This window comes from Rhodococcus sp. UNC23MFCrub1.1, from assembly GCF_000686025.1.
Classification (GTDB): domain Bacteria; phylum Actinomycetota; class Actinomycetes; order Mycobacteriales; family Mycobacteriaceae; genus Rhodococcoides.
In genome coordinates this window covers 115,792-135,701 of sequence record NZ_JMLQ01000007.1, presented here as the reverse complement: position 1 = coordinate 135,701, position 19,910 = coordinate 115,792, and the positions used below count along the sequence as shown (strand labels likewise).

Here is a 19,910-nt window from a genome sequence, read left to right as displayed (position 1 = left end):
AGCGTCCCCACCAGCCCTGTGCCCCTGACCTGCACCGTTGGAACGACCCCGGATCGGAGGCGTGTTAAACTGGCCATATCGAAAGGGGCACCGAACACATGATTTTCAAGGTCGGAGACACCGTCGTTTACCCGCACCACGGAGCGGCGCTGATCGAAAATATCGAGACACGCACCATCAAGGGCGAGGCCAAGGAATACCTCGTTCTCAAGGTAGCCCAGGGTGATCTCACCGTTCGAGTTCCTGCCGACAACGCCGAGTACGTGGGTGTCCGGGACGTCGTCGGCCAGGAGGGTCTGGACAAGGTGTTCCAGGTTCTCCGCGCGCCGCACACCGAGGAGCCCACCAACTGGTCGCGCCGGTACAAGGCCAACCTGGAGAAGCTCGCGTCGGGTGACGTGAACAAGGTGGCCGAGGTCGTGCGCGATCTGTGGCGTCGTGAGCAGGACCGCGGCCTGTCCGCTGGTGAGAAGCGCATGCTGGCGAAGGCACGTCAGATCCTGGTCGGCGAGCTCGCACTCGCCGAGGGAACCGACGAGGTCAGGGCGGACTCCATGCTGGACGAGGTTCTGGCCGCGGCGTCCTGACGCGCGTGTGACGGACGTCGTCGCGCTCGTTCCGGCAGCCGGATCGGGCGTACGCCTCGGGGAGAACATGCCCAAGGCGTTCGTGGAACTCGCGGGACGCACTCTGCTCGAGTGGGCGCTGGACGGCCTGTCGGCCTCCGGCGCCCTTTCTCGTGTCGTGGTGGTGGTCCCGAACATTCTGCAGGACACGACCTCTCGTCTGGTCGAGTCCTGCGTCCTGCCGGTCGACGTCGTCGTCGGCGGAGCCGAGCGCACCGATTCGGTGCGGGCCGGCCTGGCAGTGGCCGGTGCGGCGGACATCGTGCTCGTGCACGACGCCGCGCGCTGCCTGACGCCGCCGAGTCTGATCATTCGCGTCGTCGAGGCGGTCGGCGCCGGTGCGTCGGCCGTGGTGCCGGTGCTGCCCGTCGTCGACACGATGAAGTCCGTCGATGCCGACGGTGTGGTCACCGGAACGGTCGACCGGGCCACGCTGCGCTCGGTGCAGACGCCGCAGGGATTCGACGGGGTGACCCTGAGGCGTGCCTACGATTCCTTTCCCGAGACGGCCACCGACGACGCCGGCCTGGTCGAACGTCTGGGAGTCGACGTGCACACGGTCGTCGGCGACGCCGAGGCCTTCAAGATCACCACCCCGATGGATCTGGTCCTGGCTCGCGCACTCGTCGCCCGCCGGACACAGTCGTGAGAGGGAGACCATGCGCGTAGGGATCGGTTCCGACGTCCACCCCGTCGAGGTGGGGCGTGAGTGCTGGATCGCCGGACTGTTGTTCGAGGACGCCGACGGCTGTGCCGGGCATTCCGACGGCGACGTCGCGGCGCACGCACTCTGCGACGCGCTGCTGTCCGCGGCCGGTCTGGGAGATCTGGGCTCGGTGTTCGGCACGGGTCGCCCCGAATGGGACGGCGTCAGCGGCGCCACCATGCTCATGCACGTCCGTGAACTGCTCGCGCAGCACTCGATGCGCGTGGGCAACGCCGCGGTCCAGGTCATCGGCAATCGTCCGCGCGTCGGCCCACGTCGGGTGGAGGCGCAGACACTGCTCACGAACATCCTGGGGGCGCCCGTCTCCGTCTCGGCCACCACGACCGACGGGCTCGGCCTGACCGGCCGCGGCGAGGGTGTGGCCGCGATCGCCACCGCTCTCGTGCTGGAGAGTGCGGTCCCGGACGACGCTCGCGTGGTACAGGGCGAGTCGAATCCCCGGTAGGATCGGCCGTCGTGACCCTGCGCTTCTACGACACCGCGACCAGGGCCGTGCGTGAGTTCACTCCGCTGGCCCCCGGACACGCCTCGGTGTATCTGTGCGGGGCCACGGTCCAGGGGCATCCCCACATCGGTCACGTGCGCAGCGGCGTCGCGTTCGACGTCCTTCGGCGGTGGCTGACGGCCGCCGGCTACGACGTCGCCTTCGTCCGCAACGTCACCGACATAGACGACAAGATCCTGAACAAGGCCGCCGACGCCGGCCGTCCGTGGTGGGAGTGGGCGGCGACGTACGAGCGCTCCTTCACCGCGGCCTACGACGCCCTCGGTGTGCTTCCCCCGTCGGCCGAACCGCGCGCCACGGGTCACATCACGCAGATGGTCGAGCTGATCGGTCGGTTGATCGACGCGGGTCACGCGTACGCGGCCGCCGGCGACGTCTACTTCGACGTGCGGAGCTGGGGCGAGTACGGCGCTCTGTCCGGGCACAGGCTCGACGACGTCCACCAGGGTGAGAGCGTCGGTGCGGGCAAGCGCGATCCGCGCGATTTCACGCTGTGGAAGACGGCCAAGCCCGGCGAGCCGTCGTGGCCCACCCCGTGGGGACCCGGCCGGCCCGGGTGGCACATCGAGTGCTCCGCGATGGCGGAGACCTACCTCGGGTCCGCGTTCGACATCCATTGCGGTGGACTGGATCTGGTGTTCCCGCACCACGAGAACGAGCTGGCCCAGTCCCGCGCCGCGGGGGACGGTTTCGCGCAGTACTGGCTGCACAACGGCTGGGTCACCATGAGCGGCGAGAAGATGTCGAAGTCGCTCGGCAACGTCGTCTCGATCCCGACGATGCTCGAGACCGTGCGTCCGCAGGAACTGCGCTACTACCTCGGCAGCGCGCACTACCGGTCGATGCTCGAGTACTCGGCCGAGGCACTGCAGGAAGCGGCATCGGCGTACCGGAGCATCGAGGCGTTCGTGACGAAGACCGCGGAGCGCGCGGGCGAGGTGCCGATCGGTACCTGGACGCCCGCGTTCGCCGAGGCACTCGACGACGATCTCTCGGTGCCCAAGGCGCTCGCCGAGATCCACGGACTCCGCCGCGAGGGCAACAGTGCGTTGGCCGCGGGGAAGCTGGACGAGGCCGTCGAGGCCGCGTCGTCCGTCCGCGCCATGACGTCGATCCTCGGCGTGGATCCCCTCGATCCGCACTGGGCGTCCGGCTCCGCCGACGCGTCGGCGGAACGGGCAGCGCTCGATCTGCTCATCGCGGACGACCTCGAGCTGCGCAGCGCCGCCAAGGCAGGCAAGGACTGGCCGACGGCCGACCGTATTCGTGACCGCCTCGCCCGCGCGGGCGTGGAGGTCACCGACACCCCGAACGGCCCGGAATGGTCGATCGCACAGCCGGAAGGCACGGAGAAGTAATGGCAGGCAATTCGAGTCGACGCGGAGCGGTGCGCAAGACCGGCACCAAGAAGGGCCAGACCGTCGGGTCCGGCGGCAAGCGCAGCAAGGGCCTCGAGGGCCGCGGAGCGACCCCGCCGGCGGCCGAGCGCACCAAGCACGCCCGGCGCGCACGGCCGACCAGCCGGGACGCGTCCGGTTCGGGTCGCGGCCGTCCGCCGGTCCGCAAGACCGAGGACGGTCCGGAGAACGTGCTGGGCCGCAACCCGGTGCTGGAGTGCCTGCGCGCGGGAGTGCCGGCGACGGCGCTGTACGTCGCGTCGGGCACCGAGGCCGACGATCGGCTGAAGGAGAGCGTCCAGATCGCCGCGGACAAGGGCATCTCGATCCTGGAGGTCTCCCGCACCGATCTCGATCGGATGAGTGCCAACGGCATGCACCAGGGCATCGCGCTCCAGGTGCCGCCGTACCGGTACGCCCACCCCGACGATCTCCTCTCGCAGGCGCGCCAGCGTCAGGAGCCGCCGCTGCTGGTCGCTCTCGACAACATCACCGACCCCCGCAACCTCGGTGCCGTCGTCCGGTCGGTCGCAGCGTTCGGTGGACACGGCGTGGTCATCCCGCAGCGACGCAGCGCGAGTGTCACGGCCGTCGCGTGGCGCACCAGTGCCGGCGCGGCAGCGCGTCTCCCCGTCGCCCGTGCGACCAATCTGACTCGGACGCTGAAGGATTGGGCCGACAAGGGTGTCATGGTCGTCGGTCTCGACGCCGACGGCGATACCTCGCTGGACGACTTCGACGGCACCGGGCCGATCGTGGTGGTCGTCGGGTCCGAGGGCAAGGGTCTGTCCCGCCTCGTCCGCGACAACTGCGACAGCATCCTGTCGATCCCCATGGCCGGTCCGGTGGAGTCGCTCAACGCGTCCGTCGCAGCGGGTGTCGTGCTCGCGGGCATCGCACGGCAGCGCCGGGGCTGAACCCGGCTCAGTGGACGCGGACCGACTCGATGAACGGGGTCGGCAGCTGAGCTCCAATCTGGGTCGGATGGGGTGCGCACACCCGTTGCCTGAACCGCACACCCTGTGCAGTCGGCGGTGAGGGGTGTGCGCTCACCGGAGAGGGTGTGCACACCCCCCGCAACGTGCCCGGCCGCAAGCTCGATCGGTGTCGGTGGTCGGGTGCAGAATCGTCCTGTGACCAGGACCACTTACTTCACCGCCAGCACCCTCGACGGCTACCTCGCCGACGACAACGACTCTCTCGAGTGGCTCTTCCGTCAGGACATCGACGAGCACGGCCCGATGAACTACGGCGACTTCATCGCGGACATCGGCGCGATCGTCATGGGAGCCACGACCTACGCCTGGGTCCTCGACCACAACGAGTCGACCGGGGAGGCATGGTCGTACGACATGCCGGCGTGGGTGGTGACCCATCGAGACTTCGCGGACTCCGAGCACGACGTTCGATTCGCCGCCGGAGACGTCGCCGACCTCTGGCCGGCGATCGAGGACTCGGCCGACGGCAAGGACGTCTGGATCGTGGGTGGCGGTGACCTGGCAGCACAGTTCGCCGAGGCCGGCCACCTGGATCGGATCGTCGTCTCGATCGCGCCGGTCACCCTCGGTGCCGGCAGGCCGCTGTTCCCGCGTCGGTTCGATCTCCGACTCGTGGACTTCGCGCGCAACGGCGCGTTCCTCTGCGCGGAGTACGACGTCGTGGAACCGCACGCGCAGACCTGAGTCCTGTCATCATCTGTCCATGACAGCGGCGGGTCGCAGAGTGCGCGGTGTGGTCTTGGTGGCCGTGGTGATCGCCGCGTACGTCGCGGTGGTGCTCACCTACGCGCTGGGGAGCCCGCCGAACGGCCCCGACCTCCGTGAGGCCGCACCCGACGCCGCGCTCGTCTACCTCGACGTGGACACCGTCTCCGGTGAGAACTTCTCGCTCGACGCCCGCGTGTCCGTGTATCCGGGGACCGAGTTGACCGATGCCGACGGCAACCTGGTCGACGACCTGATCGTCGACGTGACGCCGACCGCGAGCGCCGGCACCCTGACGTTCCCCAGCGGGACTCGCGTGGGCCCGCTCCCGGTCTCCCTGTACGCGGACGGCGACATCCGGCGATGGCCGTTCGACACCTACGACGCGTCGTCGATCCAGGTGCGGGTGTTCTCCGGCGCCGTCGCGGACCGGCAGCCCGTACCCGCCGAGATCGTGGTGACCGACTCGCTCACGTCCTGGGCGGTGGGGGCCGTCGACATCGACTCCTCCTCGGCGCAGGCCTTCGACATCCGCGTCGCGCGCACGGTGGGCACCACGATCTTCGACATCGCGATCTGTGTGGTCCTGGTAGTGCTGCCGCTGTGCACGCTGTTCGTGTCGATCCAGACGCTGCGCCGCCGCAAGCAGTTCCTGCCGCCGATCATGACGTGGTTCGCGGTGACGCTCTTCGCGGTGCTGCCCATCCGCAACCTGTTCCCCGGCGCTCCGCCGATCGGGTCGTGGGTCGACTACACCGTGGTGCTGTGGGTGGTGGCGGGTCTGGTGACGGCGATGGTGCTCTACGTCGTCGCGTGGTGGCGCCAGGGCCCCTAGGTCGAGCGCGACCGGGGTGGGGCTCGTCCGCGCGTACCGTCGAGTCATGATCGAACGGCTGAGGACGACGGTGACACAGGTGGCCGAGGCCGCACTGGGAATCGTGGGGGTTCGGGTGGGTACCGAGGAACCACCCCACACCACCGAGTCGCTCACGGGGGCGGTCGAGATTCGCCGATACGAACCCCGGATCGCGGCGGAGACCGTCGTGGACGCCGACGAGGAACGCGCGCGCAACGAGGGCTTCCGTCGGCTGGCCGGATACATCTTCGGGGGCAATCGGGGATCCGACACGATCGCGATGACGGCTCCCGTTGCCCAGTCGGCGTCGCGCGGCCAGACCATCGCGATGACCGCACCCGTGTCGCGCGCCGCGAGCGACGAGGGATGGGTCGTCCGGTTCTTCATGCCATCGCGATGGACGATGGACACTCTCCCGGCGCCGAAGGATGATCGGGTGCGCCTGGTGGAGGTGCCGGCCCAGACGGTGGCGGCGCTGCGGTTCAGCGGTGACCGCGGTGCGCAGGCCGTGGCCGAGCGCACCACGGAGCTGCTGGAGATCCTGAAGTCCCGCGGCATCGACACGACCGGCGAGCCGATGTCCTGGTTCTACGACCCGCCCTGGACGGTGTCGTTCCGCCGCCGCAACGAGATCGCCGTTCCTGTCTCCCGATGATCAGACACTGAAGCGGATCGTCTGTCCCGGCGCACACTGCGCCGCGGATCCGAGGTCCGCCGACACCACGACGGCGATCACCGGGTAGCCGCCGGTCACCGGATGGTCGACGAGGAACAACACGGGCAGTCCCGACGGCGGTACCTGCAGTGCGCCGGTCACCATGCCCTCGCTCGGGAGTTCGTCCTCCCGCGATCGCGACAGTGGCTCGGCGCTCTGGAGTTTCATGCCGACGCGGTCCGAATCCGTCCGCACCGTCCAAGGTTGGGCGAGCAGCAGGTCGAGCGCGTCGTCGGTGAACCGGTCCGCGCGCGGGCCGGGAATCACCCGCAGGGTCATACGGTGCTCGAACGGGTAAGGATTCACGTCGACCCCGGGCCAGTCCTCGGCGTCGTGACCGATCGGCAGCAGGGCGCCGGGCGCCACTCGCTCGGGTCCGATGCCGGACAGGGAGTCGGTCGATCGGCTCCCGAGAACTCGGGGCACGTCGATGCCGCCGCGGACGGCGACGTAGGTGCGCAGTCCCACCGGTGCCCAGTCGAGGCGGATCTCGGCGCCCGACCCCACCACGACCACGGCGTTGTGCCCCTGCGGTACGCCGTCCACCGTGAACGGGGTCGGAGCCCCCGTGACCGCCAGAACCACCTCGGTGCGTGCGCGCAGCACCAGTCCGCCGAGCGTCACCTCGAGCGTCGCGGCGTCGATCATGTTCCCCACCAACCGATTCGCTGCGTCGTGCGAGCGTCGATCGGCTGCGCCGGACGTGCCGACACCGAGCGAGGACCACCCGGTGCGTCCGCGGTCCTGCACAGTCGTCAGCGGTCCGGTCGCCAGTACCTCGAGCATCACGTCACCGCGCGGAACTGCACGCGCGTGCCGGGCGCGAGCAGCGCGGGGTCGTCCCGGTTCACGTCCCACAGCGCCGCGTCGGTGCTGCCGATGATCTGCCACCCGCCGGGCGACGATGTCGGGTACACCCCGGTGTACTCGCCGGCCAGCGCCACGGATCCCGCCGGCACCGAGGTCCGCGGATCGGCGCGGCGCGGGATCGACAACGGATCGGATCCGACCAGGTAGGCGAAGCCGGGGGAGAAGCCGCAGAACGCGGCGGTCCACACCTGACCGATGTGCACGGCGACGATGTCCAGTCCCGTTGTCGCACAGACCTCGTCGAGATCGGGCCCGTCGTATCGGACGTCGATCGTGATCGTCTCACCGGAGCGGCCGAGCACCTGCGCCGGTGGCGTCTCGCGGAGCCACGCCGACACCCGTGCGGGTTCCGCGTCCTCGGTGAGGATCACCAGCACGGTGGTGGCGGCGGGGATCATCTCGGCGATTCCCGGGTGCCCGACGGCCCACCCGGCGTGGTGCGCCGCGACTGTGCGGACGTCGTCGAGATCGACCAGCAGGGCGCGGTCGCCCGCCGGGGCGATCCTCACGACACGAACGGGGTCAGGGTGACGCCGTTGCGGGACAACACCGCACGCACGGCCAGGGCCATGTCCACCGCGGCGGGGGTGTCGCCGTGCAGGCACACCGAGTCGGCGTTCACCGGCACCGTCACCCCGTCGACGGAGTCCACGACGCCCTCGGTGACCATCCGCAGCACGCGTCGTGCCACGGCGTCGACGTCGGACAGGACCGCACCGGGGTCGCGGCGGGAGACGAGGGTTCCCGCTGCCGTGTAGCCGCGATCGGCGAACGCCTCGGTGACAGTCCGCAGGCCCGCCCGCGCGGCGATCTCGAGGAAGGCCGAGCCGGGCAGCCCCAGGACGGGCAGGCCGGGGTCGTACGCGGCGACGGCGTCGACGACCGCCTGTGCCTGTACTCGGTGGTGCACGATCGTGTTGTACAGCGCTCCATGTGGTTTGACGTACCGCACGCGTCCGCCGACGGAGCGGGCCAGGCCGTCGAGAGCCCCGATCTGGTAGATCACGTCGGCGCGCAGGTCCTCCGCGGTGATGTCGAGGAAGCGCCTGCCGAAGCCCACGAGGTCCCGGTACCCCACCTGGGCGCCGATACGCACGTCGGACCGGACGGCGTCGGCGCACGTCCGCAGCAGCGTGGCCGGATCACCCGCATGGAAGCCGCACGCGATGTTGGCGCTGGTGACCACACGCAGCATCGCCGCGTCGTCACCGAGCGTCCAGGTGCCGAAGCCCTCGCCGAGATCGGAGTTCAGATCGACCATCCACACGAGGGTAACGGTCAGGCGTGGACGACGGTGCGGGACGGTGTGCGTCGACCGACCGCCCGGCAGACGAGGTAGATGACGAACGAGATGGTGGTGACGAAGGTCGAGACCGGCACTCCGGGAGCGAGCGAGAGCAGGATGCCGCCGACGGCCGCGACCTCGGCGAAGAGAATCGAGAGCCACGTCGCCGTGACGGGGTTGGCGGTGACGCGGGACGCCGCTGCCGCGGGCGTGATGAGGAGCGAGAGCACCAGCAGGGCGCCGACGATCTGGACGCCGAGCGCACACGCGACACCGACGAGGATCGCGAACACGATGGACAGCAGTCGCATCGGTACGCCGCGCGCCTCGGCGCCCTCGGGATCGGTGCTGGCGAACAGCAGGGGCCGGTAGACCACGAAGAGCACGACGATGACGACGAGCGCCACCGCGAGCAGCAGGCCGAGGCCCGTGCTGCCGACACCGACGATCTGCCCGACCAGCAGCGAGAAGCTGGTGCCGGTGCGGCCGGGATACGCCCACAGGAAGAGCACCGACAGGCCGAGCCCGAAGCTCATGATGACGCCGATGACGGAGTCGCGTTCGCGCGCACGACGGCCCAGCAGGGCGAACAGGACGGCCGCGATGACGGATCCCAGGATGGCGCCGACCCCGACGGCCAACCCCACCAGCAGTGCCGCGGACGCACCGGTGAGGGACAGCTCGGACGAGCCGTGGACGGCGAACGACCACTGTCGACTGACGATGAGGGGGCCGAGCGCCCCGGCGAGCACACCGAGGATCGCCGCGGCGATCAGCGCCTGCTGCACGAAGTCGTAGGTGAGGAGATCGGCCGTCGTACCGAAGTCGAATGCCTTGCTCAGGGCGTCGAGAACCTTGTCCATGCCTACTCCGACTCGTCCACGTGGTGCATGCCGCCGGCGCTCCCGAGGGCGTCCATGGCGTCTCCGGTGCCGACGACCACCAGCCGCCCGCGGACGCGCAGGACCTCGACGTCGGTGTCGTACAGCTCGGAGAGCACCTCGGAGGTCATCACCTCCTCGGTGGTGCCGATGCGGAACTTCCCGTCGACGAGGTAGACCACCCGGTCGACGATCGGCAGGATCGGGTTGAGCTCGTGCGTCACGAACACCACCGAGGTGCCGTGCGAGCGCCGACGCTGGTCGATCAGGTGCGCGACGACCTGCTGGTTGGCGAGGTCGAGGCTCAGCAGCGGTTCGTCGCAGAGCAGCACGTCCGGATCGCCGACGAGTGCCTGCGCGACGCGTAGCCGCTGCTGCTCACCGCCGCTCATCTGCCCCAGCGGCGCGTCGGCGAACGCGTCCGCACCGACCGAGGCGACGGCGATGTCGACGGCCTCGCGACGAGCGTGGCGCCCACGGAAGCCGATGCCCCAGCGGTGTCCGTCCCACCCGAGGCCGACGAAGTCGCGCCCGCGCAGGGGAACGCCCTCGTCGATGGCCTTCTGCTGGGGGATGTAGCCGACGGAGGATCGACCGCCGGCGATGGTCGCGGTGCCGGCGGTGAGGTGGGCCTGCCCGAGCAGCACCTTGAGGAGTGACGTCTTGCCGGAGCCGTTCGGGCCCAGCACGGCGACGAACTCGCCCGGTGCGACCTCGAGGTCGAGATCGGACCAGAGCACCCGGTCGCCGTAGGCGAGGGTGGCTCCGGTCAGTCGGACAGCGGTCACACGACCCCCAGCGCATCGGCGAGATCCTGCGCCGCCGTGCGCTGCCAGGAGACGTAGTCCTGCCCTGCGGGCAGGGTCTCGGTGACCTCGACGACGCGGATGCCGTTCTCCTCGGCGATGCGGCGCACGTCCTCGGTCACGGCGTCCTCCGTCTGGATGTTGTAGACAAGCACGTCGACGCCCTTGCCGGTGAACAGGTCACGCGTCGCGGCGACGGCGGCGGGCGAGGGATCGTTGCCCTCCTCGATCGCGTCCTCGAAGTCCTCGGGGGTCTTGTCGTCCACCCCGGCTCCTTCCAGCAGGTAGTGCGCGATCGGCTCCGTCTGTGCGACGGGTGCGCCCGGCTTCTGCTGGGCGATGCGATCCGTGATGTCGGTGATCTCGTGGATGTCGTCGTGGAACGCCTCGGCGTTCTCGGTGTAGTACGGCGCGTTGTCGGGGTCGACCTTACCGAGTTCGGTGGCGATCGCCTCGGCGGTGGCCGCCGCGATCTCCGGGTCGTACCAGACGTGCTCGTTGGTCTCGCCCGAATGGTCGTGGGCACCCGCCTCGTCGGCGTGGTCGGCGTCGTCCGCGTGCCCCTCGAGCAGCGAGTACGCGTCGACGGAGGGCACGTCGCCCGCGGAGCCGAGCACGTCGTCGACGAACTCGTCGTAGCCGCCGCCGTTGTACACGACGAGCGAGGCCTCGGACAGTGCCGCGGCGTCGCCGGGGCTGGCCTCGTAGGAGTGCGGATCCGCGGACGGATCCGAGATGATCGCCGTGACGTCCGCTCGGTCTCCGACGACGGCCTCGGCGACCGAGCCCCACACGTTCGTCGACGCGACGACGGTGGGCCGACCGGACTCGGCCGTCGCGGTGTCGTCGGAGCTGCATCCCACCAGGGCGGTCGCCGTCAGGGCGGTCATACCCAGGGCGGTGACGAGCGTGCGGAGGGGAATTCGGGCGGGTGCGTACACGAGGGGTGCTCCTGGGTCGGTCGAACGTTATCGTTAATGGAAACCGTTGTCGTGACCTTACCGCCCCACCACCCCGACGGCGAAACCGTGCCGGAGCCGACGTGCGCGACCCCGACCGGATACCGTCTCTTCATGGCGAGGTCGACGGAACCGCGACGGATGGCCACGCTCGCGTCGCTGGCCGCCGAACTGAACGTCTCGCGCACCACCGTGTCCAACGCCTACAACCGCCCGGACCAGCTCTCACCCGAGATGCGGGAACGTGTGCTCGACGCGGCCAGGGCCCGCGGCTATCCGGGGCCCGATCCGGTCGCCCGCTCGCTGCGCACCCGGCGCGCCGGTGCGGTGGGGCTGGTCCTCACCGAGGCGCTCAGCTACTCGTTCTCCGATCCCGCCGCCGTGCAGTTCCTCACCGGCCTCGCCGAGTCGTGCGAGCGGGCCGGACGCGGTCTGCTGCTCATTCCCGCGGGGCCCGCCTCGACGCCGGAGGACGCCGCGGCCGTCGTGCAGCAGGCCGGGGTCGACGCATTCGTCGTCTACTCGGTGTCCGACGACGATCCGCACCTGACGGCGGTCCGTGACCGTCATCTGCCGACGGTCGTGTGCGACCAGCCTCGGGACGCGGAGGACACCTCGCTCGTCGGAATCGACGACAGGGTGGCGATGCGACGGATGGCCGAGGAGGTGCTCGCGCGGGGCCACACTCGCATCAGCGTGGTCTGCATGCGGCTGCGCCGCGACCGGCACGACGGACTCGTCGATCCGGAACGCCGGAGCGGCATCACCTTCCACGTCCAGCGCGAGCGTCTCGCCGGCATCCGCGACGCGATGATCGCGGCCGGCGTCGATCCCGACATCGTGATCGTCGAGCGCTTCGACCACACGCGGGAGGCCGGACGGTCGGCGGCCGCCGAGGCGCTCCGGGCGGCGCCGGACACCACCGCGCTGGTGTGCACGTCCGACGTGCTGGCTCTGGGTGCGCTCGATCACTGTGCCGCGTGGGGTGTCTCGGTACCCGAACAGATGTCGGTCACCGGTTTCGACGGGGTCGACGAGGCGCGCCGCATCGGCCTGACGTCGGTCCAGCAGCCGGTCCTCGAGAAGGGTCGGCTCGTCGGTGAGATCGTGCTGGGCGTCAGCCATTCCGGGGTGGACCGGACCGAGCACCTCCCGACGCATCTGCTCGCCGGGGTGACGCTCGGCCCGGTGCGGACCGGCTAGCGGGCCAGCAGCTGTGCGCAGCGCAGCAGGCCGAGGTGGCTGTAGGCCTGCGGGTGGTTGCCCAGCGAGCGCTCGGCCACGGGGTCGTACTCCTCGCTCAGCAGGCCCGTCGGGCCTGCCGCGGCGACGAGCTGGGTGAAGAGCGCTTCGGCCGGAAGTCGCTGCCCGATCAGAAGATACGCCTCGACGAGCCAGGCCGCGCACAGGTGGAACCCGCCCTCGCCACCGGGGAGGCCGTCGTCGTGGTGGTAGCGGTACACCGTGGCGCCGCTGCGCAACTCGGCCTCGGTCGCGGTGACCGTCGCCGCGAAGCGCGGGTCGCTCGGATCGATGAGACCGGACAGACCGATGTGCAGGGTGGCCGCATCGAGATCGGTTCCGCCGTACGCGGCCGTGAAGGACTGCGCCTCGTCGCTCCAGCCCTTGTCGAGCACCTGACGACGGATGACGTCACGCAACGTGCTCCAGCCGAGCTGCGCCTCGCGGCCGTACGCCTCGGCCAGGGTGATGGCGCGATCGACGGTGAGCCAGCACATCACCTTGGAGTAGACGTGGTGGCGCGGGTTGCCGCGGATCTCCCAGATGCCGTTGTCCGGCTCGGACCAGCGTCGCTCGACGGCGTCGACCATGGCGCACACCAGGTCCCAGTCCTGATCGGTGAGCACCTCGGCGTTCGCGGTGACGCCGCTCGCGGTGCGGGCGCGGGCCAGAGTCGCGATGAGATCGACGATGGGTCCGAAGACGTCGAGCTGCACCTGCTGGTTGGCCGCGTTGCCCACCCGCACGGGGCGGGATCCCGCGTACCCGGGCAGGGCGTCGATGACGGCCTCGGGAGGCAGCGACTGCCCCCACAGCGTGTAGAGCGGGTGCAGGCGTTCCGGTCCGGGGACCGTCTCGAGCACGTCGTGGACCCAGTGCAGGTAGTTCTCCGCCTCGGACAGCGAGCCCAGGGACACCAGCGCGGACGCCGTCAGGGCCGCGTCGCGCAGCCAGCAGTAGCGGTAGTCCCAGTTGCGGACACCGCCGATCTCCTCGGGCAGCGACGTCGTGGCCGCGGCCATGATCGACCCGGAGTCGGCGTGCACCAGGCCGCGCAGGGTGAGCGCGGACCGCTTCATCAGATCGGGCTTGAGCTGGGGGAGGGTCAATCCGGCCGCCCAGTCGTGCCAGTAGGACTCGGCCTCGGCGCGACGCTCGGCTTCGGGCACCTCGGACGGGCCCAGATCCGACGTCCCGCAGCGCAGTTCGAGGATCACGGGACCGGTGGACGGATCGATCTCCGCCCGCGCGGTCTCCTGGCCGTGCTCGCTGGTGACGGTCCAGATGATGCCCGGCGCGCGCAGCACCATCGGGTCGTTGGTGCCGAACACGCGGAGGCCGTCGTCCTCGGCCTCGAGCCGGACGCGTGCCTGCCCGAACTCGGGGCGCGGCGCGAACGTGACCACGGCCTTCGCCTTGCCGGTGATCACGCGGGTGAAGTCGGTGCGATCGCTCGGCACGTCGTGCGCGAGGTAGTCGTCGACCTGCAGGCTGGCCCAGCGGGTCTGCACCGTCATGGTGCTGTCGATGTACTGCTGGCTCAGCGGGAGGGATGGACGCAGCGGGCCGACGGTGAAGTGGCCCGCCTCGTCGCCGCCGAGCAGGTGTGCGAAGACGGCGGCGGAGTCGGGTTCGGGGTGACACAGCCACGTGAGGCCGGCCTCGGGCGTCAGGAGTGCCACCGATCGTGGGCTCGCCATCATGGTGAGACGCTCGATGCGCGGGGCGTCCGCACCGGAGAGCCAGGTGCGGCGCTCCTCCAACAGGAACGCGAGCGCCGCGGCCACCTGCTCGAGGGTGTCGACGCGGTAGCCGGCGAGCGACTCACCGTCGCCGACCTTGACGCCGATGTCCGGCCCGTGCAGCCGTCGGAACGCCTTCTCGTCGGTGACGTCGTCGCCGAAGAAGACGGCGGCGGAGGCGCCGCCCTGGTGCCGCAGGATGTCGAGGGCCTGGCCCTTGTCGGTCGCGATGACGGCGAGCTCGATCACGGACTTGCCCTCGGTGACCTGCACGCCGTCCCAGGTGGCTGCGCCCGCACGGACCTCGTCGAGGGCGCGCTGTCCGGCCTCGGGGTCGGCGTTGCGCACGTGCAGAGCGGCGCTGGCGGGCTTGGTCTCGACGCTGATGTTCGCGCCGCGGGACGCGACCGTGCGGAGCTCGGCGACCACGCGCTCGAGCAGTGCCGTCGCCTCGCCGCCGAGCTCGGTGACGAAGCCGGCGTCGAACTCGGACCCGTGGCTGCCCACGAGCTGTACCTCGACGGGCAGGCGGGAGAGGATCGCCAGGTCACGCAACGCGCGCCCCGAGATCACAGCAGCCTGGGTGCCGTCGAGACCAGCGAGAGCGCGGAGTGCGCGGACCGATTCGGGCAGCGGGAACGCCTTCTGCGGGTCGGAGACGAACGGCGCCATGGTGCCGTCGTAGTCGGAGGCGACCAGCAGTCTCGGCACCCGCGCGACGCCGACGAGGGCGCGGCGAAGGTCGAGGGGGAGGTCCACAGCGCTCACAGCGCACGACCTGGACGGTGACCGGGGCTTCTCACTCGGTCAAACCTAGGCGACGGGGGCCCTGCTCGCCTCATCGGGGAGAGAGGTCCGAGGAGCGGCCGTGAGGGTGTCTGTGACTCGCGATGACTGGAAATCGTGTGTCACGACTATTCGCATTAACTTTTTGGACGATTGTTCGTAATGTAATACTGAGAGCGTGACGTCGCATACGAGGCGAACAACGAGGAGCGTCATGTCGAAGCCCGTCCAGTTACCCGAGCCGATTGCCACGACGTGGGAGTGGCAGTTGAACGGTTTGTGCCGCGGTATGGATTCTGCCGTCTTCTTCCATCCGGAAGGTGAACGGGGACATAAGAGAACAGCCCGCGAGGAGCAGGCCAAACGGGTCTGCGAGCAGTGCCCCGTGCTGATGCGGTGCCGTGATTACGCGGTGGCCGCCGGTGAGCCGTACGGCGTCTGGGGTGGTTTGTCGGCGCCCGAGCGGATGCTGGGAAATGCGCTTTCCGATCAGCGCGCAATCGGTTGAACAGATGAATTCACGGTGATCGAAAACTGCACGAAGCTTGAATTGGTGGACATTATCCGACGCGGTGCCTGTACAGCGTAAAGCTCTTCGGGTGTTCCCCTCGGACGGCGCCCGGTCTACCGTGATTCGCATGTGCCGAAACATCACCGAACTGCGCGGCCTCGAGCCTGCGGCGACGGACGAGGAGATCGAGGCGGCCGCGCGTCAGTACGTGCGCAAGGTCAGCGGACTCCGCACACTGTCGGACGCGAACCGGGACGCCTTCGAGACCGCCGTGGCCGAGGTCACCGCGTCGACCACCCGGTTGCTGAGCGTGCTCCCGCCCCGCAAGCAGCCGCCGCAGACGGTCCCGCCGCTACGCCGCCTGGCGCACGCGCACCCTCACTGACCCAGGGGATCGTGCTGGACGTTCTGCATCGGCGTCCCCACCTTGCGCAGTGCGTACAGGGTGGTGCGCACCATCGACGGTGATCCACACACCTGGATCTGCCGATCGGCCCACGATCCGAACCGCGTGACCACCTGCCCGAGCTTGCCCACCATGGTGTGGTTCATGCCCGGCGGGAACTCGCGCGCCGGACCGGGCCGCCACCACGGCTCCTCGGGCTGCTCCACGACCGGCACGATGGTGAGCCACGGGTTGGTGCGTGCCAGGTTCCACAGCGTGTCCAGGTCGTAGAGGTCGCTCGGATACTCGCCGCCCACGAACAGATGCACCCGCGGATTACGGCTCCGCATCGCCATGTCCATCAGCTGCGCACGCAGGGGGGCGATGCCGGTGCCACCCGCGATCATGAGCACGTCCTCGCTGCCAGGCGACGTGTCCACACTGAGTCCGCCCAGCGGCGGCCCGAGCAGCCAGCGGTCGCCCACCGTGGTCTCCGAGACGATGGCCGGACTCACCCAGCCGGCCGACACCCGCCGGACGTGGAACTCGATGCCGCGGTAGTCGTTGGGTGCGATCGCGGGGGAGAGGTACCGCCACATCCGTGGACGCTGCGGGATCTGCACGCTGAGGTACTGGCCGGCGGCGAAGGGAATGTCGGCGTCCGTCTGCAGGCGCACGATCGCGAGGTCGTCGAGCACGCGATGGTGCTCGACCACCGTCGCTCCCCAGTACGGCGGCAGGTCCTCGGTGTCGGCCCCGACGGCCATCGAGTTGCAGATCATCGACACCACGCGGCGCCACGCCGCGTCGGTCTCGTCTGTCCAGACGTCCGGGTCCGCCGTGGTGCGGAACGCGTCGACCAGCGCGTTCTGGGCGGCGAGAAAGTGCGCGCCGGTCAGGCCGTGCTTGCGGTGGTCACGCCCGAGTTGATGCAGGAAGGGCAGGAAGTCGCGGTCGTCGAGGTGCCGGACGACGTGGTCGACGGCGCGCAGGAGGCGGTGCCGCTGCTGATCCATGGCGGCGGGGAAGAAGCCGCGGAAATCGGGGTACTCGGCGAACAGCCGAGCGTAGAAGGCGCCGGCCACGGTGTCCGCGCCGTCGTCGGACAGCGCGGAGGCAACTCCGGCGCGCACTCGCGCCAGGGCCTGCGGGTCCAGCAATGGGCACCTTCGATGGTCGTGGCGGGTGACGGGTTCGTGCGCGAGTGGTGTGTCCGAGAGTAGTGGTCGTGTCCGGTCACGGCCAGCGCGCTGGGCGGCGCCCTCCTGCGTGATGCGGCGTCAACAAACTTGAGCGGAATAGACTCAAGTCGACTAAGGTTTTTCTCGTCGACACACCCGTTCGACCCGAAGGAAGGTGACCGGTGGACTCGTTCACTCCCACCACGAAGACCCAGGCAGCGTTGACCGCTGCACTGCAGTCGGCATCCGCAGCGGGCAACCCGGACATCCGGCCGGCTCACCTGCTCGTCGCACTGCTCGACCAGACGGACGGCATCGCCGCGCCGTTGCTGAAGGCTGTCGGCGTCGACCCGAGCGCGATCCGCTCGCAGGCGCAGACTCTGGTGGACCGTATGCCCTCGGCCACCGGCTCCACCACCCAGCCGCAGCTCGGACGTGACGCGCTGGGCGCGATCACCGCCGCTCAACAGCTGGCCACCGAACTCGACGACGAGTACGTCTCGACCGAGCACCTGGTGGTCGGACTCTCGACGGGCGATTCCGATGTCGCGACGCTGCTCCAGAGGAACGGGGCGACACCGGCGGCGCTGCGCGAGGCGTTCACCACCGTGCGTGGCAGTGCCCGCGTCACGAGCCCGGACCCGGAGGCGACGTACCAGGCTCTGGAGAAGTACTCGACCGACCTCACCGAGGCCGCACGCAGCGGCAAGCTCGATCCGGTCATCGGTCGCGACACCGAGATCCGTCGTGTGGTGCAGGTGCTCTCGCGCCGTACCAAGAACAACCCGGTGCTCATCGGTGAGCCCGGCGTCGGCAAGACCGCGATCGTCGAGGGCCTCGCGCAGCGCATCGTCGCCGGCGACGTCCCGGAGAGCCTGCGCGGCAAGACCGTCGTGTCGCTCGACCTGGGATCGATGGTCGCGGGCGCCAAGTACCGCGGTGAGTTCGAGGAGCGGCTCAAGGCCGTGCTCGACGACATCAAGAACTCGGCCGGCCAGGTCATCACGTTCATCGACGAGCTGCACACCATCGTCGGTGCGGGCGCGACGGGCGAGTCCGCCATGGACGCGGGCAACATGATCAAGCCGATGCTCGCGCGTGGTGAGCTGCGGTTGGTGGGCGCCACGACGCTCGACGAGTACCGCAAGTACATCGAGAAGGACGCCGCACTCGAGCGCCGGTTCCAGCAGGTGTTGGTCGGTGAGCCGTCCGTGGACGACGCGGTCGGCATCCTGCGCGGCCTCAAGGAGCGGTACGAGGTGCACCACGGTGTGCGCATCACCGACTCCGCCCTGGTCGCCGCCGCCACACTGTCGGATCGCTACATCACCTCACGGTTCCTGCCGGACAAGGCCATCGACCTCGTCGACGAGGCCGCGTCCCGCCTCCGCATGGAGATCGACTCGCGTCCAGTCGAGATCGACGAGATCGAGCGTGTCGTGCGCCGACTCGAGATCGAGGAGATGGCGCTGGCCAAGGAGACCGACGACGCGTCGAAGACCCGTCTCGAGAAGCTGCGCGGTGAGCTGGCGGACAGCAAGGAGAAGCTGGCCGAACTGAGCACGCGCTGGCAGAACGAGAAGAACGCCATCGATTCGGTGCGCGACCTCAAGGAGCAGCTCGAAGCGCTGCGCGGCGAGTCCGAGCGGGCCGAGCGCGACGGTGATCTGGGCAAGGCCGCGGAGCTGCGCTACGGACGCATCCCGTCGCTGGAGAAGGAGCTCGCGGAGAAGACCGCGGCCACCGTTCCCCAGGGTGACGTGATGTTGAAGGAAGAGGTCGGCCCGGACGACGTCGCCGACGTGGTCGCGGCGTGGACCGGTATCCCCGCGGGCCGGATGCTCGAGGGTGAGACGGCGAAGCTCCTCCGGATGGAGGACGAGCTGGGCAGGCGTGTCGTCGGTCAGGACGACGCGGTCCAGGCCGTGTCCGACGCGGTGCGCCGCGCTCGTGCCGGGGTGTCCGATCCGAACCGGCCCACCGGGTCGTTCCTGTTCCTCGGACCGACGGGCGTCGGCAAGACAGAGCTCGCGAAGTCGTTGGCGGACTTCCTGTTCGACGACGAGCGTGCCATGATCCGCATCGACATGAGCGAGTACAGCGAGAAGCACTCGGTGGCTCGACTGGTCGGTGCCCCGCCCGGATACGTCGGGTACGAGGCCGGTGGTCAGCTGACCGAGGCCGTGCGTCGTCGGCCGTACACAGTGGTGCTGTTCGACGAGGTCGAGAAGGCGCACCCGGACGTGTTCGACATCCTGCTCGCCGTGCTCGACGAGGGCCGTCTGACCGACGGTCAGGGCCGAACGGTGGACTTCCGCAACACGATCCTGATCCTCACCTCGAATCTCGGTGCGGGTGGCGACAGGGACCATGTGATGGCGGCGGTGCGCAGCGCGTTCAAGCCGGAGTTCGTGAACCGGCTCGACGACGTGGTCGTCTTCGACGCCCTGAGCGAGGAGCAGCTGCAGTCCATCGTCGACATCCAGCTACTGCAACTGCAGCGCCGCCTGTCGGCTCGTCGACTCACGCTGGACGTCACGCCGTCGGCCCGGTTCTGGTTGGCCGTACGGGGTTACGACCCGCAGTACGGCGCCCGGCCGCTGCGTCGACTCATCCAGCAGGCCATCGGCGATCAGTTGGCCAAGCTGCTGCTGGCGGGCAAGGTCGTCGACGGTGACACGGTCACGGTGGACACGTCGGAGGACGGCGCGACGCTCGAGCTGAGTTGAGATC

Annotated in this window: 20 protein-coding genes; 12 read left to right on the top strand and 8 right to left on the bottom strand. The window is 69.6% G+C overall.

The annotated features are described in order from the left end of the window. Nucleotides 1-98 precede the first annotated feature (98 nt). From BR07_RS0116960 to BR07_RS0116925, 8 genes are all read left to right on the top strand, one after another. Complete coding sequence (locus BR07_RS0116960) at nucleotides 99-587, top strand: CarD family transcriptional regulator (RefSeq protein ID WP_027506450.1); 489 nt, start codon at nucleotides 99-101, stop codon at nucleotides 585-587. Nucleotides 588-594: 7 nt separating this feature from the next. Then, nucleotides 595-1,275: a 2-C-methyl-D-erythritol 4-phosphate cytidylyltransferase gene (gene ispD, locus BR07_RS0116955; RefSeq protein WP_027506449.1), complete on the top strand. Its 681-nt coding sequence runs from the start codon at nucleotides 595-597 to the stop codon at nucleotides 1,273-1,275. A 10-nt stretch (nucleotides 1,276-1,285) separates the two neighbouring features. Continuing rightward, the gene (ispF, locus tag BR07_RS0116950) at nucleotides 1,286-1,798 is read left to right on the top strand and encodes a 2-C-methyl-D-erythritol 2,4-cyclodiphosphate synthase (RefSeq protein ID WP_027506448.1); all 513 of its coding nucleotides are present in this window, start codon (nucleotides 1,286-1,288) and stop codon (nucleotides 1,796-1,798) included. A gap of 11 nt (nucleotides 1,799-1,809) precedes the next feature. Next, the gene (gene cysS, locus BR07_RS0116945; RefSeq protein ID WP_027506447.1) at nucleotides 1,810-3,216 is read left to right on the top strand and encodes a cysteine--tRNA ligase; all 1,407 of its coding nucleotides are present in this window, start codon (nucleotides 1,810-1,812) and stop codon (nucleotides 3,214-3,216) included. After that, nucleotides 3,216-4,172: a 23S rRNA (guanosine(2251)-2'-O)-methyltransferase RlmB gene (rlmB, locus tag BR07_RS0116940; protein ID WP_027506446.1), complete on the top strand. Its 957-nt coding sequence runs from the start codon at nucleotides 3,216-3,218 to the stop codon at nucleotides 4,170-4,172. Before cysS ends, rlmB begins: the two co-directional genes overlap by 1 nt. A 216-nt stretch (nucleotides 4,173-4,388) precedes the next feature. After that, nucleotides 4,389-4,937 (top strand): dihydrofolate reductase family protein, encoded by a 549-nt coding sequence (locus BR07_RS0116935; protein WP_027506445.1) that lies wholly within the window; start codon nucleotides 4,389-4,391, stop codon nucleotides 4,935-4,937. A 19-nt stretch (nucleotides 4,938-4,956) separates the two neighbouring features. Next, nucleotides 4,957-5,793 carry a DUF4436 family protein gene (locus BR07_RS0116930; protein WP_027506444.1) on the top strand — a complete coding sequence of 279 codons (837 nt, stop codon included), beginning with the start codon at nucleotides 4,957-4,959 and terminating at the stop codon, nucleotides 5,791-5,793. 46 nt (nucleotides 5,794-5,839) lie between these two features. After that, the gene (locus BR07_RS0116925) at nucleotides 5,840-6,469 is read left to right on the top strand and encodes an SOUL family heme-binding protein (RefSeq protein WP_027506443.1); all 630 of its coding nucleotides are present in this window, start codon (nucleotides 5,840-5,842) and stop codon (nucleotides 6,467-6,469) included. Here BR07_RS0116925 and BR07_RS0116920 read toward each other — a convergent pair whose 3' ends face one another. From BR07_RS0116920 to BR07_RS0116895, 6 genes are read right to left on the bottom strand one after another with little or no spacing between them, the layout of a single operon-like run. Then, nucleotides 6,470-7,315 carry a biotin-dependent carboxyltransferase family protein gene (locus tag BR07_RS0116920; RefSeq protein WP_027506442.1) on the bottom strand — a complete coding sequence of 282 codons (846 nt, stop codon included), beginning with the start codon at nucleotides 7,313-7,315 and terminating at the stop codon, nucleotides 6,470-6,472. It lies immediately after the preceding gene. Further along, nucleotides 7,315-7,902: a 5-oxoprolinase subunit B family protein gene (locus BR07_RS0116915; protein WP_442970360.1), complete on the bottom strand. Its 588-nt coding sequence runs from the start codon at nucleotides 7,900-7,902 to the stop codon at nucleotides 7,315-7,317. Before BR07_RS0116915 ends, BR07_RS0116920 begins: the two co-directional genes overlap by 1 nt. A 2-nt stretch (nucleotides 7,903-7,904) precedes the next feature. Beyond that, entirely contained in the window at nucleotides 7,905-8,660 is a 756-nt protein-coding gene (locus BR07_RS0116910; RefSeq protein ID WP_027506440.1) for a LamB/YcsF family protein, read from the bottom strand. A 17-nt stretch (nucleotides 8,661-8,677) separates the two neighbouring features. Continuing rightward, nucleotides 8,678-9,547, bottom strand: coding sequence for a metal ABC transporter permease (locus tag BR07_RS0116905; RefSeq protein WP_027506439.1), 870 nt, complete (start codon nucleotides 9,545-9,547; stop codon nucleotides 8,678-8,680). A 2-nt stretch (nucleotides 9,548-9,549) separates the two neighbouring features. Beyond that, complete coding sequence (locus tag BR07_RS0116900) at nucleotides 9,550-10,353, bottom strand: metal ABC transporter ATP-binding protein (RefSeq protein WP_027506438.1); 804 nt, start codon at nucleotides 10,351-10,353, stop codon at nucleotides 9,550-9,552. Continuing rightward, complete coding sequence (locus BR07_RS0116895; RefSeq protein ID WP_037186391.1) at nucleotides 10,350-11,261, bottom strand: metal ABC transporter solute-binding protein, Zn/Mn family; 912 nt, start codon at nucleotides 11,259-11,261, stop codon at nucleotides 10,350-10,352. Before BR07_RS0116895 ends, BR07_RS0116900 begins: the two co-directional genes overlap by 4 nt. A 183-nt stretch (nucleotides 11,262-11,444) precedes the next feature. On the opposite strand from BR07_RS0116895, the gene BR07_RS0116890 reads away from it, so the two are divergent. Beyond that, the gene (locus tag BR07_RS0116890) at nucleotides 11,445-12,533 is read left to right on the top strand and encodes a LacI family DNA-binding transcriptional regulator (RefSeq protein ID WP_027506436.1); all 1,089 of its coding nucleotides are present in this window, start codon (nucleotides 11,445-11,447) and stop codon (nucleotides 12,531-12,533) included. Here BR07_RS0116890 and otsB read toward each other — a convergent pair. Beyond that, entirely contained in the window at nucleotides 12,530-15,082 is a 2,553-nt protein-coding gene (gene otsB / locus BR07_RS0116885; protein ID WP_027506435.1) for a trehalose-phosphatase, read from the bottom strand. The two genes, BR07_RS0116890 and otsB, sit on opposite strands and share 4 nt — an antisense overlap. Nucleotides 15,083-15,314: 232 nt before the next feature. Here otsB and BR07_RS0116880 point away from each other — a divergent pair, with 232 nt between their 5' ends. After that, on the top strand, nucleotides 15,315-15,608 hold the full coding sequence (locus tag BR07_RS0116880; protein ID WP_027506434.1) for a WhiB family transcriptional regulator: 294 nt from the start codon (nucleotides 15,315-15,317) through the stop codon (nucleotides 15,606-15,608). Nucleotides 15,609-15,738: 130 nt separating this feature from the next. Next, nucleotides 15,739-15,996: a DUF2277 domain-containing protein gene (locus BR07_RS0116875; protein WP_027506433.1), complete on the top strand. Its 258-nt coding sequence runs from the start codon at nucleotides 15,739-15,741 to the stop codon at nucleotides 15,994-15,996. Here BR07_RS0116875 and BR07_RS0116870 read toward each other — a convergent pair. Further along, nucleotides 15,990-17,153 (bottom strand): globin domain-containing protein, encoded by a 1,164-nt coding sequence (locus tag BR07_RS0116870; protein ID WP_027506432.1) that lies wholly within the window; start codon nucleotides 17,151-17,153, stop codon nucleotides 15,990-15,992. The two genes, BR07_RS0116875 and BR07_RS0116870, sit on opposite strands and share 7 nt — an antisense overlap. Nucleotides 17,154-17,359: 206 nt before the next feature. Between BR07_RS0116870 and clpB the strand changes: the two genes are divergently transcribed. Further along, entirely contained in the window at nucleotides 17,360-19,906 is a 2,547-nt protein-coding gene (clpB, locus tag BR07_RS0116865; RefSeq protein ID WP_027506431.1) for an ATP-dependent chaperone ClpB, read from the top strand. The last annotated feature ends 4 nt before the right edge of the window (nucleotides 19,907-19,910 follow it).